General features: G+C 50.8%; 17 protein-coding genes. 7 read left to right on the top strand and 10 right to left on the bottom strand.

The genetic code is table 11. The features are described 5' to 3' along the window. Positions 1 to 107 precede the first annotated feature (107 nt). From KNP06_RS12880 to KNP06_RS12870, 3 genes are all read right to left on the bottom strand, one after another. Positions 108 to 326, bottom strand: a complete 219-nt coding sequence (locus KNP06_RS12880; protein ID WP_034781174.1) for a PspC domain-containing protein — start codon at positions 324 to 326, stop codon at positions 108 to 110. 27 nt (positions 327 to 353) lie between these two features. After that, the gene (locus tag KNP06_RS12875; RefSeq protein WP_034781176.1) at positions 354 to 1,058 is read right to left on the bottom strand and encodes an SDR family oxidoreductase; all 705 of its coding nucleotides are present in this window, start codon (positions 1,056 to 1,058) and stop codon (positions 354 to 356) included. Positions 1,059 to 1,137: 79 nt separating this feature from the next. Next, the gene (locus KNP06_RS12870; RefSeq protein WP_214789276.1) at positions 1,138 to 2,367 is read right to left on the bottom strand and encodes an LCP family protein; all 1,230 of its coding nucleotides are present in this window, start codon (positions 2,365 to 2,367) and stop codon (positions 1,138 to 1,140) included. A gap of 202 nt (positions 2,368 to 2,569) precedes the next feature. Here KNP06_RS12870 and KNP06_RS12865 point away from each other — a divergent pair, with 202 nt between their 5' ends. After that, positions 2,570 to 3,484 (top strand): hypothetical protein, encoded by a 915-nt coding sequence (locus KNP06_RS12865; protein WP_034781180.1) that lies wholly within the window; start codon positions 2,570 to 2,572, stop codon positions 3,482 to 3,484. A 180-nt stretch (positions 3,485 to 3,664) separates the two neighbouring features. On the opposite strand, the gene KNP06_RS12860 is transcribed toward KNP06_RS12865, so the two are convergent. Then, positions 3,665 to 3,889, bottom strand: coding sequence for a hypothetical protein (locus tag KNP06_RS12860; protein ID WP_034781182.1), 225 nt, complete (start codon positions 3,887 to 3,889; stop codon positions 3,665 to 3,667). A gap of 322 nt (positions 3,890 to 4,211) precedes the next feature. Here KNP06_RS12860 and KNP06_RS12855 point away from each other — a divergent pair, with 322 nt between their 5' ends. Beyond that, positions 4,212 to 5,084 (top strand): hypothetical protein, encoded by an 873-nt coding sequence (locus KNP06_RS12855; RefSeq protein ID WP_214708911.1) that lies wholly within the window; start codon positions 4,212 to 4,214, stop codon positions 5,082 to 5,084. Between the two features lie 58 nt (positions 5,085 to 5,142). Here KNP06_RS12855 and KNP06_RS12850 read toward each other — a convergent pair whose 3' ends face one another. Continuing rightward, on the bottom strand, positions 5,143 to 5,514 hold the full coding sequence (locus KNP06_RS12850; protein WP_034781184.1) for a hypothetical protein: 372 nt from the start codon (positions 5,512 to 5,514) through the stop codon (positions 5,143 to 5,145). A 102-nt stretch (positions 5,515 to 5,616) separates the two neighbouring features. On the opposite strand from KNP06_RS12850, the gene KNP06_RS12845 reads away from it, so the two are divergent. Further along, entirely contained in the window at positions 5,617 to 6,033 is a 417-nt protein-coding gene (locus tag KNP06_RS12845; RefSeq protein ID WP_138859966.1) for a VOC family protein, read from the top strand. Positions 6,034 to 6,042: 9 nt separating this feature from the next. Here KNP06_RS12845 and KNP06_RS12840 read toward each other — a convergent pair whose 3' ends face one another. After that, entirely contained in the window at positions 6,043 to 7,092 is a 1,050-nt protein-coding gene (locus tag KNP06_RS12840) for an NAD(P)/FAD-dependent oxidoreductase (RefSeq protein WP_034781187.1), read from the bottom strand. Between the two features lie 189 nt (positions 7,093 to 7,281). On the opposite strand from KNP06_RS12840, the gene KNP06_RS12835 reads away from it, so the two are divergent. Continuing rightward, positions 7,282 to 8,130 carry an ABC transporter ATP-binding protein gene (locus tag KNP06_RS12835; protein WP_034781188.1) on the top strand — a complete coding sequence of 283 codons (849 nt, stop codon included), beginning with the start codon at positions 7,282 to 7,284 and terminating at the stop codon, positions 8,128 to 8,130. Positions 8,131 to 8,246: 116 nt separating this feature from the next. Then, the gene (locus KNP06_RS12830; protein ID WP_214789274.1) at positions 8,247 to 8,801 is read left to right on the top strand and encodes a methyltransferase family protein; all 555 of its coding nucleotides are present in this window, start codon (positions 8,247 to 8,249) and stop codon (positions 8,799 to 8,801) included. Positions 8,802 to 8,865: 64 nt separating this feature from the next. Here KNP06_RS12830 and KNP06_RS12825 read toward each other — a convergent pair whose 3' ends face one another. Beyond that, positions 8,866 to 9,675, bottom strand: a complete 810-nt coding sequence (locus tag KNP06_RS12825) for a DUF368 domain-containing protein (RefSeq protein WP_214712213.1) — start codon at positions 9,673 to 9,675, stop codon at positions 8,866 to 8,868. A gap of 108 nt (positions 9,676 to 9,783) precedes the next feature. Continuing rightward, the gene (locus KNP06_RS12820; protein WP_034781193.1) at positions 9,784 to 10,338 is read right to left on the bottom strand and encodes a GNAT family N-acetyltransferase; all 555 of its coding nucleotides are present in this window, start codon (positions 10,336 to 10,338) and stop codon (positions 9,784 to 9,786) included. 100 nt (positions 10,339 to 10,438) lie between these two features. On the opposite strand from KNP06_RS12820, the gene KNP06_RS12815 reads away from it, so the two are divergent. Beyond that, on the top strand, positions 10,439 to 11,188 hold the full coding sequence (locus KNP06_RS12815; protein WP_214789272.1) for a sugar nucleotide-binding protein: 750 nt from the start codon (positions 10,439 to 10,441) through the stop codon (positions 11,186 to 11,188). Between the two features lie 16 nt (positions 11,189 to 11,204). On the opposite strand, the gene cypC is transcribed toward KNP06_RS12815, so the two are convergent. Continuing rightward, positions 11,205 to 12,446: a CYP152 family fatty-acid peroxygenase CypC gene (gene cypC / locus KNP06_RS12810; protein WP_214789270.1), complete on the bottom strand. Its 1,242-nt coding sequence runs from the start codon at positions 12,444 to 12,446 to the stop codon at positions 11,205 to 11,207. Between the two features lie 83 nt (positions 12,447 to 12,529). Here cypC and KNP06_RS12805 point away from each other — a divergent pair, with 83 nt between their 5' ends. Then, positions 12,530 to 12,889 (top strand): potassium channel family protein, encoded by a 360-nt coding sequence (locus tag KNP06_RS12805; RefSeq protein WP_034781199.1) that lies wholly within the window; start codon positions 12,530 to 12,532, stop codon positions 12,887 to 12,889. Positions 12,890 to 12,907: 18 nt separating this feature from the next. Here the strand turns inward: KNP06_RS12805 and KNP06_RS12800 are convergent, their stop codons facing one another. Next, entirely contained in the window at positions 12,908 to 14,266 is a 1,359-nt protein-coding gene (locus tag KNP06_RS12800; RefSeq protein WP_214789268.1) for an alanine/glycine:cation symporter family protein, read from the bottom strand. Positions 14,267 to 14,290 lie beyond the last annotated feature (24 nt).

Genomic DNA, 14,290 nt, shown 5'->3' with positions numbered 1-14,290 from the left:
TTCACTCCCAATATGATTTAGTCCAGTGTACACAAAAACCCTGAGCAGTAGACTTTTTTTTAGTGTCTACTACTCAGGGTACAGTTTAATGCGGTCAGCTCGTTTTGTTAAAAGCGATTTTCTTGCTCCGCCTCATACTCTGACGGCGGTTTTTTCATGACGATGGCCAGGACGATATAAATCAATAGACCAGGACCCCCGAACAAAGCGAGGACGACGAAGATGATGCGCATTAACGTGACATCGACCCCGAGGTATTTCCCTAGTCCCGAACAGACACCGGCAATCATTTGATCAGACGGATCTTTATACAATTTTCGTTCCATCAGGACACCTTCTCCTCCAGATTTTCGTTAGCGTTGTGGTCGACGAAGCGTCGTTCTGCCTCCAGTCGCCACTTCTCCACGACTGTCAAAATCGAGTGCTTCATTGATTGGGGTACTGCCGGATTTCACTTCGATCCGACGGCCATACAACCCACGATTATCGAGCGAAGCGGTGATGATCGTCGCGACGTCCGTTTCAGAAATCGTCGCACCATTCGCATCACTCAAGTCTTCCGATGCCTCAATCGAGCCTTTCCCTGGCCCATCTACAATTGTCACTGGGCAAATGATCGTGTAGTTTAAACCGCTATGTTCGATATACTCATCGGCCGCGTTATTGGCAGACAAGAAGTTGAAATGTTCTTTCGGTGCCGCGTCCGGTTGATCCGCGCCGTATGCACTGAGCAAGACGACGTGACGGACACGTTCTTTTTTAGCAGCGTCAATCGCTTTCATCGCGACGTTGCGGTCCAGCAGTTCGATTTCCTTGCTTGATCCATCTGCCCCTGCCGTCGCCGCGATGATGACGGCATCTTGTCCCGATGTCGCCTCGTGAATCCCTTTATCCAATTCTTTCTCGACGTCGACGGTGAGCACGCGCGCACCCATCTTTTCATACTCTGCCTGTAGTTCAGGATAACGAATTAAAGCGGTCACTTGATGCGATTTCGCTAAACTTTTCAATACACGTCTACCGATCTTTCCTGTTGCTCCAATGACTAAAACTTTCATTCAAATTTCCCTCCTCAAAAGAGTAGTTCATTTGATTAAATTTCCTCTTTCGGAACGGAATCAAACCCTTTTCGCGAAATTATCTCACCGTTCCCCACATCGTCAAGTCGAGGGCGTCACGAATGGCTTGAACACTCGCTTCGGTCGGTTGATAGTAATAGACGTTATCGATGTAGGCGTCTTCTCCTTCGATTTGAAGTTTATCCACCTGCGGCTGTAATACCATCGTCATTCCGATCGATGCCATCTGCAACGGATTCATTTCGAGTCCCATCTCGTCTTTCATGAAACGATACGTCGCCGGGATTTTCGTCCACCCCGTCGGACTGGCCAATTTATCGGCGACGGCCGACATGACTTCGGTTTGACGGTTCGAGCGGGCACCGTCCGTGTCTGTCTTCCGGTGACGGGCGTAGGCGAGCGCCATGTCCCCGTCCATGGCGTAAGACACTCCTTCTGTGTACTCATACGTTTGATTGAAGCCTTTCTCGCTGAACGAGTGGGTCGCTGTGACGTTGACGCCGCCGACGAGGTCAATCAATTCCATAAACGTTTCAAACGTGATCACGACTTGACCGTCGACCGAGGTTTCCGTCAGTCCCTCTACCGCCCCGACCGTACAATCCGCACCGCCATAGGCGAACGCATGGGTGATTTTATCGCCTTCTCGTTCTGGTTCGCAAGGAATCGCTGTATACGTGTCCCGCGGAATCGAGACGTTTTGAACAGTGCGTGAACGTGGTACAAATTCCATCAACTGTAAAGAGTCCGTCCGTGATCCAGATAATGATTCTCCGACGCGGGCGTCACTTCCCATCACTAAAAACGTGACAGGACGCGTTGCCATATAGCCGACTCCGATGAGGAGGAGCAACATGACAAGCAATAGCTTCCCTTTCCACTTCCGGCGGCGCGGTTTGTCTTTCGGTGCGGTCGCCTCATGTTTGACGTGAGTTCGTTCCGGTTCACGTGTTTGGCGTCTCGGTTCCCGTCGTTCTTCTCGACGTGGCTTTGATTTACGTTTCGTGCCGAACGGAAGAGTTAACTTCGCTTTCGGTTTCCGGACGTCGCGCGCTTTCTTTTTTGGTTCAGACGACTGTTCATGCGCTCGGTTTAGAAACGGATGCTCGCCTTGTGTCGTCTCTGCTTGCCGGCCCGTCTCCCATCTTTCCGGGTTCTCTTCGTTTGTTTGATGATCTATCGTTTCGTGTCGAGCTTGTTCGTTTAGCTGAGCCTCTTCACTCAACCGTTCCCGTTCGAGCTCACGCTTTCTGCGTTCGACACGTGATAAGTGTTGATCGTCATTCATATGCAATACCTCAATTATGGTTAGATTTTTCTACATTATCATCGACAAACGTTTTTCTGACAACGGTTAACGTAAAAATCCGTCTCAAGCATGAGACGGAAGGGTTGTTTTGAATCGAAAGCGGGAAAGGAATAATAATTGGTGTCTGCCCATCTGCGGACAGTTACTTTGTTCGACGTCCTCTTGAAAGGAGGGAGAGCTAATGCGTATCGGGAAGTTACGGATGTTGCTAGAACAGTACGGCGAAGCCACGCTTCGCGATGTGATTGTCGAGATGTATCGAAACATCCCTAAAACCGTGATTGAAGAGAAAGACATCGACTTTATGGTCAGCCAGTTCACACGATATAAAGAACAAAAATCGTCAGACGAACGTCATTCGCTCTCACAAACCATCGTCCTCGCTGAACGTTTTGTCGAATTGGCTTATGATCACTTATATGTAGTACCGAACCAAGTGATGAGTGAACGTGACCAAAAAAATTGGTACATTCATGCGAAAAAAATCATTCGCGATTTAGCCTATTACGCGGATGACGAGCCCGAGGCCCGGACGATGTACGAAGAAATGTTTTTGTTGCTGTCGTCTTCAGCGGGAGAAGAACCGCTCTTCACAACGAGCGATCCTTTCCGGTTGTTAAAATTGTCTCAAACCACGATGTTATCCCAACTGATTCAGTATTATCAACTTGATGCCCCCACGACCGCCGTTTGGATCGATCGTTCCTTATACACCGCACTCCATGTCCCAAAAGATGTTGACTCGACTCGGGTCGACCTGCTCTCGACACTCCTCGATCAATCTTATAACTCGTCCGAATGGAATTTGCTCCGTGAACGTTTGACCACGTTGTGCGACCGCACATTAGCCAAAGCCCACACAGACGAGAACGCCCTTGCCGATTATCAAGCCTTAAAGATGCTTGAGCTGGAATTACTCGTGGAGCGCGGCCATTTATCAGAAGCCGAACAAAAGTTGTTCGCCGAATATATCCCTTTCTTCTCCCATCGTTCAGAACCGTTCAAAGTATATGTGAATATGCTCGAAAGTCGTGGCCATGCGAATGAAACGAAACGATTGCGACGACTCGCCAAAGAAAAACGAATCCAATTTTAATCATACAAAAAAGGGAGTCAATCGACAGCGTCGGTTGACTCCAAAACATGATATGAACGAGGGGTGTTCATCTGAAAAGGAGGGGAAGTTGGTGCAGAACTTCCTTCCTACACGTTTAGTATAAATCAGATTTGAAACCGCTTCCGATTCAGATATTGCATTTTTGTGAACGTTTTCACGTTATTCAATCGCATTGATAATCCCTAGCCCAATCACGGATAATAATACAATCAATACAAAAATGAACACCATCTCGTTCGGGGAGCGAAACCCTTCATATAGTTCTACCGCTTCGTCAACGATGACGTTCTCATGGACAACGATCGGATTCGTTTCCGCCTGCGCCGTATGCGGTATACCCATCAACACTACTGCTAATAACCAAAAACTTATTACGTATCGCATAGTCGTCTCCTTGACTCGTTTCTTACCCATCAGTATAGCATGTCTTTTTCATTTAACATGAATTGGATTGTTCTACGTTTTAACAAATATCACACCCTGTTTCATCCTCCGCCATCAAACCTCTTTATGTATGTCTTAGCCAGATAGAGTCTCGTCCTTGAGCCATTTCCACGTCAAATCGGAAAGATTTTTGGGTGTTTTTTGAAACAAATACGCCCTTGATTTCCCAATAAATGTTCATCAATTTAATACGAGCATTTATATGTGGTAACGCTTACAATTTAAGGGTATCTCATTTTATATAGAAAGTAGGACCGCTCGGATGAAGCAGACCTTTACCATCAAAGAAAGTCGTGAACTTCCACCCCATCTTCGACCATTGCTCCACAATCTTTATCCCCCTCAGCACGTCCCGAATCTGTTCAGCTTTCCACCACAGTGCTCGTTGTATACCGGTTGGCTAGGAAATGAGCTCATGGCCGCCATCACCGTAGATTATCGTGACCTCCCCACCACCCAACAGATTCGCATGACTGATGCAGCCTATACAAACTTCGCGGCATTGCGTGGGTTGATCGATCGCGTCTTGTATCAATTCCATCCGCATATCGGACAAAAAACGATGGTCTCTTTAAATGTCCAAAACGCAAAGGCACTTCAACGACTCGATTCGTTCACCGCCATCGGGTTCACACCTCATCTTGAGTCGACCGTTTATGATTTACCTGTACTACCGTTCCAAAAAGAGACATACGCGCAATGGCAACTCTGCCTTGAGCATCCGGAAACGTATGCGTTATGGTCATCGACCCGCAATCAGTACGCCCGTCTTTTGCCAGGCGCCTTACCGGTTTCGGCTAGAACCATCGACGAATGTCATCGAAATCAAGGTGCGTTCCATTCATTGAGACGGAACGGTGCTGTCGTGGGCACGATGTATAGCCGAATCGAGTTCTCGCGCTTGCATATTCATGAGCTCCACATGACGTGCGACTCATTCACGACCCGAGAAGGTCTCTCGTTCCTCCAACAATCATCTTTCATAAAGTTAAAAAAGATTCAAGACGTCAAGGTCACCGTGACATCGCTCCAACCAAGCTTGCGAGACGCCCTGCTAAAACAAAAAGCCACCCAAACATCTGTCAGCACTCATACATTTTTAAAAGAATTGGTCCCTTATCCTTCTGTACAGTAAACAGTAAAAAAACACGAAACGTTCTGGGTCCTTCATCGGACTCGTTCGTTTCGTGTTTTCATTCGGCAGCGTTTGTCGATTCCATCGCGAGCGGTGGCATCTGTTCAAAAAGATCGGTTCTAAGTCCTGTATCGCGCCGATCCAACGATTCGATTCGATCGAATTGGATCTCGCGGTCCGCCACGCTGAACCAATAGGTGATATGTGGCTCGTCTGTAAAACGCAGGGCATAATTGGAACCGTTCAAATGAAAGTCCACTTCCGTCGACAAGATTTCAGCAGGACCAATTTTTTTATGTGTCGTCAATCGTTCCAGGACGACTTGTTCTTCATTGATCCGATAATCGACAAACGTCGCAAGTGAGAGTCCAAACACAAATGACACCAGCGCGAACGCGCTGATCAATCCAAGAGTGATCTTTCCGTTCATTTCGCCGTCCCTCCCTCTTTCAGTATATCGGATTCCGACAAAACGTTGTGAAGTGACATTTTGTTCAAGTTTCGTCAAACTAGAGTGTGAGGAGGGATCAAGATGCACATTGACCATACCGGAATCGCTGTCCGTGATTTAGACGAAGCGATTTCATTTTACACGACCGTCCTACAAGGGAAGCTCGTCGATCGCTACACAAACACAGCGGTCGGCGTCGAGACGGAAATCGCCGTCATCCACGTCGGTGACGATGTGATTGAACTGTTGTTGCCGACGAGCCCAACGAGTCCAATCGCCCGCTTCATGAAAGCACGAGGCAAAGGCGTCCACCATATCGCCTACCGGGTTGATGACTTAACTCAATCGATCGAGTCGCTCAAACGAGACGGCATTTCCTTTTTAGAGGACACGTTGCGGACGACGGCAAAAGGCCGACGTCTCATCTATATGGACCCACGTCATTCGGGCGGCGTCATCGTCGAACTGTGCGACTATCCGACAACAAACAAGCAGTGAGGGAGCCCCTCACTGCTTTTGTAATGCCTGCTCGATGATATCACGGTTTTTTGTCTTCAACCGTTCGTTGTGCGAGGACACCATCGCCGCTTTCGTGGCGTCCGGATCGATGAACGTCTTTGCACGGTTGACGGCATTGGCCGCATCTTGGAAAGCACCGGCAATCAGATGGACTTTCCCTTCATGCGTTAAGATATCGCCCGCTGCATATAAACCTGGCACCGATGACTCGCTGCTCGCATTGCCTTTCACGTAAAAACCATCCACCATCTCGACTTGTAACTCGCAATCACCGAGCAGCGCCGTATCCTGCTCGTACCCATGGTTGATGACGACTTCGTCGACTTCTACGAGATCACGTTCCCCCGTCCCGCAATCGACGAGCGAAACCGCATGAATCGTCGTCCCATCCCGAGAGATGAGGTCTTCGATTTGCGTATGCAACCGACAGTCGACACGGCCACAAAGCAATTTATCGACTTGTGACTCATGTCCCTTGAGCGCTTCTTTCCGGTACGTTAAAATGACGCGCTCAGCAATCGGTTCGAGCTCATTGGCCCAGTCGATGGCACTGTTGCCGCCCCCTGAGATCAACACTGTCTTTCCTTTGAACGCCATGAGCGATTTGACCGTATAGTGTAAATTCGAGACCTCGAAGCGCTCTGCCCCGCTGATGTCGATTTTCTGTGGTTGTAGGATGCCGCTTCCTGTCGCGACGATGACCGTCTTGGAAACATGCTGTCCATGTGTCGTATCGAGTACGAAATGGCCTTGGTTGTCCTTCGTCATCGATTCGACTTTCTCTCCGAGCACGACGGTCGGATCAAACGTCAAGCCTTGTTCCACCAATTGTTCGATAAGGCGAGCACCGGTCGTCGGTGTGACCCCGCCCACGTCCCAAATCATCTTCTCTGGATAGACATGGATTTTGCCGCCGAGATGTGGTTGAAACTCAATCAATTTCGTCTTCATGCCACGAAGCCCACTATAAAACGTCGCATATAGTCCGGCTGGTCCGCCCCCAATAATCGTTACATCATATACATCTTGTTCGCTCATCGCCCTCACCCTTCCTTGAAACTCCAGCGCCATTGATTCTCATTCTCATTCACTATACCTTGAAACACGTCTGTCGACAATCTATTTTGACATCAAACAAACATTGACACGATGTGTGGCACTTGCTATAGTATATTCGATATTGAGAATCATTATCACGGGCGTCATCTACGGAAAGGGGAATCCATCATGTCACGGATACATACGACAGATATCGAGGTCGGATATGGCGACAAGACGATTGTAAAACAATTGAGCTTGTCGATTCCCGACCATAAAATCACGACGATCATCGGACCGAACGGCTGTGGAAAATCGACGCTCTTGAAGGCGATGACCCGGATTCTTTCTCCGTCTAACGGTTCAGTCCATTTGGACGGAGCCGACATCGCCAAATGTAACACGAAAGAGATCGCCCGAAAAATGGCGATCCTGCCGCAAACGCCAGAAGGTGCCGGCGGATTGACGGTTGGAGAACTCGTCTCCTACGGCCGGTTCCCTTATCAATCCGGATTTGGCCGCCTTTCGAAACATGATCATGAAGTGATTGATTGGGCGCTTGACGTGACCGGGACGCTCGCCTATAAAGACCGCAGCGTCGATGCCCTCTCAGGCGGACAACGTCAGCGTGTATGGATTGCGATGGCGCTCGCCCAAGAGACCGATTTGATTTTCTTGGATGAACCGACGACGTATCTCGACTTGGCCCATCAGCTCGAAGTACTCGAACTGCTCGAGACGCTCAATCGAGACCAAGGACGAACCATCGTCATGGTCCTCCACGACTTGAATCAGGCCGCTCGCTTTGCCGATCACATCGTCGCGATGAAAGACGGCGAAGTACTCGCGACAGGAACGGCCGAAGAAGTCATCTGTCCGCTCGTCCTCAGACAAGTATTCCACATCGATGCCATCATCGGTCGCGACCCGCGGACCGAGAAGCCGATGTGTCTCACGTATCACTTGATCAAAGAAGAGACAAACGAAGTGAAACACGACAAACAGGTCGCCGCAGCACTGCTTGCCAACGCGCATTAATCGGCTGAGCACTACTTAACGTCCCGCACATTGCGAGACGTTTTTTCATTCAGCGTGCGTTTTTGGGGAGGAAGACGCGGGTATTGAGTGGAAGATACTGAGAAAGGAGGCACGCTATGGATTGGTTAGACGGGTTCTTCATTCTCATCTCAGTCGCTTGGCTATATGAAATTTGGCGTTACCGAAATCGGTCCGAGCCGACCGACGGCGCCAGTGAGCACGCCAGTTTTTACATTGTTTCATTGATCATGGTCATCGTGTTCGCGGTTTCCATCGGATTATCCGTCTGGACAGATGTACGTCAAACGCTTCCCCAACGTCTGCTCGGACTCGGTTGCTACGTAGCCGGAGTGTCGCTCCGCTATTGGGGCATCGGGCAGTTGCGCCATCAGTTCACCCGTCACGTCGTCGTCCGTCCCGAGGATGAACTCGTCAGTTCGGGGCCGTATCGCTATTTACGTCACCCGCTCTACACAGGGCTCTTGTTTATCACACTCGGGTTTTCACTTTACTTCACGCATTGGGGCATCGCCTTATTCGGCACATTCTCGATTGGTTTAGCGCTGTTATGGCGAATTCACATCGAAGAGAAGATGCTGACCTCTCATTTCGGGGGCGCGTATCGAACGTGGGCCAAATCGCGTAAAAGATTGATCCCGTTCATCTATTGAGCAACAATCGCTGAATAAACCAAAAACATGCACGCCGTCAATCGATGACGGTCGTGCATGTTTTTTATACAGAGAAGCGTCCGAGCAGACGGACGATCATAAAGCCTGCCCCAAATGAGAGGATACTGAGCACCCACATGAGCGTCGTGTCCGGGAGACCCGGGAATACGACCGCGAGCGAGCCGATGACGAGGCCTAAAATGACGGAAAACGTCATGCCTGGAAAATGGCCGAGCAAATAGCGGATCACTTTACTGCTGACGATGAAACCGACCGCCACCCCAAGACCGACGATACCGATGATGAGAATATTCAAGTTCGATAACGCACTGATGACGGTTGGATAGACCCCGATGAGAAGCAAGACGAACGAGCCGCTAATCCCTGGTAACAACATGGCCATACTTCCGAGCCATCCTGAGAAGAACAACAGGATCGCCGTGCTTGTGGAAAGTTCTGTAATGATGGCCGTATCTGCCGGTTTAATGATAGCCATGCTCGCCACAAGAATGGCCCCGATCACCATGGCGACGATATGTACCGGACGCATGACCGCACGTGATCGAAATTCAAACAGGAGCAACGGGATTATCCCGAGGATCAACCCGATGAAAAAGAACTGGGTCGGCTCGTAATATTCAAGCAACAAAAATTCGATCACGCGGCTAAGACCTAAAATCGCACCCGCCATCCCGATCCCGAGCGGAATCAAGAACAAGATATGCTGTTTCCAATGTCGACTGAAAATCCCACTGATCGCTTCAATCAACCGGTCATAAATTCCTAAAATAACTGCAATCGTCCCACCACTGACACCGGGAATCAAGTCACTCGTCCCCATCGCGATGCCGCGCAGGATATTTTTCCATTCCATACATGATCTCCTTTTTCACTACTGATTCATTTCAAGCACTTAGTATAGCCGAGTCGCAATCATTTTGCATCGGTTTTAAGACTGATAATTGACCGATTGACGGTTCAGTCAAAGCGCGAGCGCCATATAATCAAACCGTCCTCCGGAGATATCGATTTCTTTCACTTTTTTGAAACCGAGCCGTTCATATAACCGCCCGGCTGCCGGATTCGTCTGGTCAACGTTGAGCGTGACTTGTGGGATGCCTGTCTCACGGGCATGGTCAATCGCTTGTTGAATCAGTTTCGTCCCGATCCCACGGCCGCCGAACGACGAGTCGACAGCGACCGAATCGATATAGAGCACATCCCCTGACGTTTCGACGTCTAACGTGTCCGGTTGCCCTTGGGTCCGGAGCCACGCCTTGATCGGTTCATCCAACTGCGATGCCCGTTCCCCATGGTAGGCAATCAGAATGCCCGCCATCACTGTCTCGTTTTCCGCCACCCAAACGTTTTCATAGCTCAAGCGGTTTCCGGGCTGACCAATCCACATCGAGAGTCGTTCGAGTACTTGTTGTTGGTCTGACGTACCGGTCAACGAATACGCAATTTCGTGAATCGCCGCGTAAACGAGCGGTGCGATTTGCGTGCTGTCATCCGGTGTCGCTTTTCGAATATTCATCTTTATCGCCTCCATCCATCAGTCTAGCACAAAGCTTCTTTCAAAGGGTTTGTCGGACAGTGAAGTGTGGGATGATACAAACAGAAGGGAGGAATAAGTAATGAAAGCAATTTTGACAGGCATGAACGGGACGGTCGCCCCTGTCGTCGCCCGTACATTAAAGCGGCACGGCATCGAGCCGGTCGCGTGGGACCGCACGAAAGTGTCCACATCTGACGAGGCTGAGATGCGAGCCTTTATCGAATCGGTCCGCCCGACTTATTTTCTTCATATCGGCATGGGCGCCGCCGAATGGGCCGATACGCTCGCACGCCTATGCGGGGAATATAAAATCCCCTTCCTCTTCACGAGCACCGTCTCCGTCTTCTCCGACAGTGTGACGGGACCAATCACCCCGGACACACCGCCCGATGCAACAGATGAATATGGTGCCTATAAACGGGCGTGTGAAGAAACCATCGCCCGGACTAATCCTGGTGCCCAAATCGTCCGCCTCGGTTGGCAAATCGGGGACGGTCCCGGTTCGAACAATATGATGGATTATTTCGAGACCGAGATGAAGCGAAAAGGTGTAATCGTCGCGAGCGCACACTGGTACCCGTCCTGCTCGTTTTTAGAAGATACGGCGGACGCCTTGTTCGAGATTTTGACGAAACGTGGGCCGGGACTGTATCAATTGAACGGCAACCCGAGCCATTCCCTCTATGACATCGCACTCGGCTTGAAAGAGTTGCATGACACATCATGGCAAATCGAACGAACCGACGAACCGAAACGGGATAACCGTATGGTCGACACGAACATCACAATCCAACCGATCACGAAACGGTTAGCCTTGCACACAAAATGAGTCGCCTCTCGGCGACTCATTTGCGTTCAACCCGTTTCAACACGAGCCCGCTTTTCGGCAAACTCGGTAAGTCCACAAAACTATAACTAAGGTCTTGAGATGGTACCTCATAGCGATAGCGGTTCAAGAACACGTCGATCGTTTCACGCATGATGGCGATCGTCACATGTTCCCCGGCGCAGCGATGCCCAAAATCCACATCCCCGCCACCTTGAGGGATGAACGTGAACGGGCTCTCGGTCCAACCTTTGAACCGGTCTGGATTGAACTGTTCGGGTTCGGTCCAATGCGCTGGGTCGTGGTTCGTCCCATACAAGTCGAGCAAGACGAGCGTCCCTTGCTCGAACGCAAACCCATCCCATTCGAAGTCCTGTTTGACGCGCGCAGCCGTCACCGGGAAGAACGGATAAAAGCGCCGGACTTCTTGGACGAACCATGTCGAATCCGTCTCGCCGTAGGCCAACCGGGCACGAGCCTCCGGAAACTGATGCAACGCGAGCACAGTGAACAAGACGTAAATCGACACCGCCACGGTCGGTCGTATAATATTGATCACCTCGACCGCCACGACATCAGCCGGAAGCAATTCCCCGGCCTCATCACGATGCCATGAAAATTCATACAGTGCTGTCTGTTCGTTCGGAAGCAACCGGTTCGTCCGCACTTCCTCGACCATCTTCCGAACCCAAGACTCGGCCGACGACCGGGCCGCTCGTCCACGTATGTGCTTTGGTCCAAGGGCCGTTCCCGATTCGAACAACAACCGCATCTCGTCCGTCCGCTGTTTCACTTCATGCTCACCGAGCGGGACCCCAGCCCATTCACAAACGGCCCGCATGAGGACTTCTTGCGCCATATCATAGAGCACTGTTTCGTCTTCGGTCGCATCGAGCGCTCGTTCCCATTCACGGCTGACAAGTCTCGTCAGTCGCTCGATATTTCCTGGGAACATGAGCGACATGAACATCTTTTTTCGATGTGCATGCGCCGCACCGTCCAACGTCTGCACCCCGTCCTCCCCGAACAACGTCTTCAGCAACCGCTTCGGTGCCGCGTCTTGCCGAACGAATTTGTCCGCGTCATAAAATAAAGCGGCTGCCTCGGCACCACCGAGACAGATTGCTCGCTCCCCAAGCAAACGCGTTTCGAATAGGTTTGACTGAAAGCTTTTTCTGCGGTTCGGGACATACAAGTAGCCCTCCCGGAGGAATGCCAAGCTATGGTCGAGCCCTTGTTCTTTCGGGATCTGTCGTGTCATGATGTATCATCCTTTCCAACTTTTCTATAGAGGATGTTCCCCTGTTCTTAGCGAACAAACCTATAAAGAAAGGAGGCGGGCGAATGCTCTCATTTATTTTGACATTTCGTCGCATGTTTCGCGGAATCTGGCGCGGTCTGAAAGACGCTGAGTTTCAAGTGTTGTTCAGTCTCGCCCTTCTGACCATCGTCTCGGGGACACTATTTTATTCACGGTTCGAGGACATGCGTTGGCTTGACGCCTTGTATTTCAGCGTCGTCACGCTCACGACGATCGGCTATGGGGATTTCGTCCCGACGACCGATCTCGGTAAAGTGTTCACGATCGGCTACGTCATTACTGGTGTCGGCATCATGGTCGGCTTCATCACCAAAGTCTTTGACCACCTCCAGCAAGCGCGACTCGAAGAGGTCCGCAAACGAAACACGCCACCGTCTCCTTGAAGACGGTGGCGTGTTTCGTTAAGATGCTTTTCGATTTCGATTTTCGAGCTCGAGTTGCTGATTGAACCGTTTCGTCTCGGCGATCACGACACCCGACAAGAACAGCAGACCAATCAAGTTCGGGATGGCCATCAAACCGTTAAACACATCGGAAAGTGCCCAGACCAAGTTAAGGTTCGTCGTCATCGCGCCGAGTCCGGCCACGAGGACGAAGGCGATGCGATACGGAATAATCGATTTCTGGCCGAACAAGTAGTGAATCGAACGTTCTCCATAATACGACCATCCGAGCACCGTCGAATAGGCGAACATAACGAGGCCGATTGTCACGATATATCCGCCAGCCGGCCCTAAAAATTGCTCGAACGTCGCCGTCGTCAACGCGACCCCTTCGAGCCCCGACCCGATTTGTCCGCCCATGACGAGCGTGATCCCTGTGACCGAACAGACGATGAGCGTATCGAGGAACACTTGCGTCATCGAGACGAGTGCCTGACGTCCTGGCATATCCGTCTTGGCCGCCGCCGCCGCGATTGGGGCCGATCCAAGACCAGCCTCGTTCGAGAAGACGCCGCGGGCCACCCCGTAACGAATCGCCGCACCGATCGCTCCTCCACCAATTGCCTCGGCGCTTAACGTGCTGCTGAAGATGAGTGAAATCGCATCTGGAATGAGCGTATAGTTCATAATCATAATCAATAATCCACTGCCGAGATAAAAGACGATCATGACCGGTACGAAGTAACTGACGACGCGTCCAATCGATTTGACACCACCTAAGATGACCGCACCCGTGAAGATCATGATCAAGATGCCGGATACGTAAAGCGGCACATCAAACGTCGTTTGGAGTGCCATCGCCACCGAATTCGTCTGTACCCCGTTTCCAATCCCAAACGCCGCGAGGGAAGCGAATCCCGCGAAGGCGACAGCGAGCCAGCGCTGTTTCAAGCCGCGCTCCAAGTAATACATTGGTCCCCCAGCCATTTGTCCCCGCTCATCAGTGACCCGATATTTGACCGCGAGCACGGCTTCCGCGTATTTGGTCGCCATTCCGAAGAAACCGGATACCCACATCCAGACGATCGCGCCTGGCCCACCGAGCACGACGGCCGTCGCGACCCCAACGATATTCCCCGTACCGACCGTAGCCGCGAGCGCGGTCATGAGTGCTTGGAAGTGACTGATGTCCCCTTTCGATGACTTGTCCTGATTTTTAGAGAATGCGAGCTTCAGTGCGTAAGGCAACTTCGTGATTTGAATTCCCCCGAGACGTACCGTCAAGTAGAGGCCTGTCCCCACAAGCAAAAACAATAATGGTGGTCCCCACACAAAGTTTGAAATCGTACCGATGAGTTCACTGAACGTTTGACCCATGTTGTATTCCCCTTTTCCCGTATG

Source organism: Exiguobacterium sp. s21 (assembly GCF_018617975.1).
GTDB lineage: Bacteria > Bacillota > Bacilli > Exiguobacteriales > Exiguobacteriaceae > Exiguobacterium > Exiguobacterium mexicanum_A.
The sequence above is the reverse complement of the archived record's forward strand: the minus strand, read 5'-3'. Positions and strand labels throughout refer to the sequence as shown.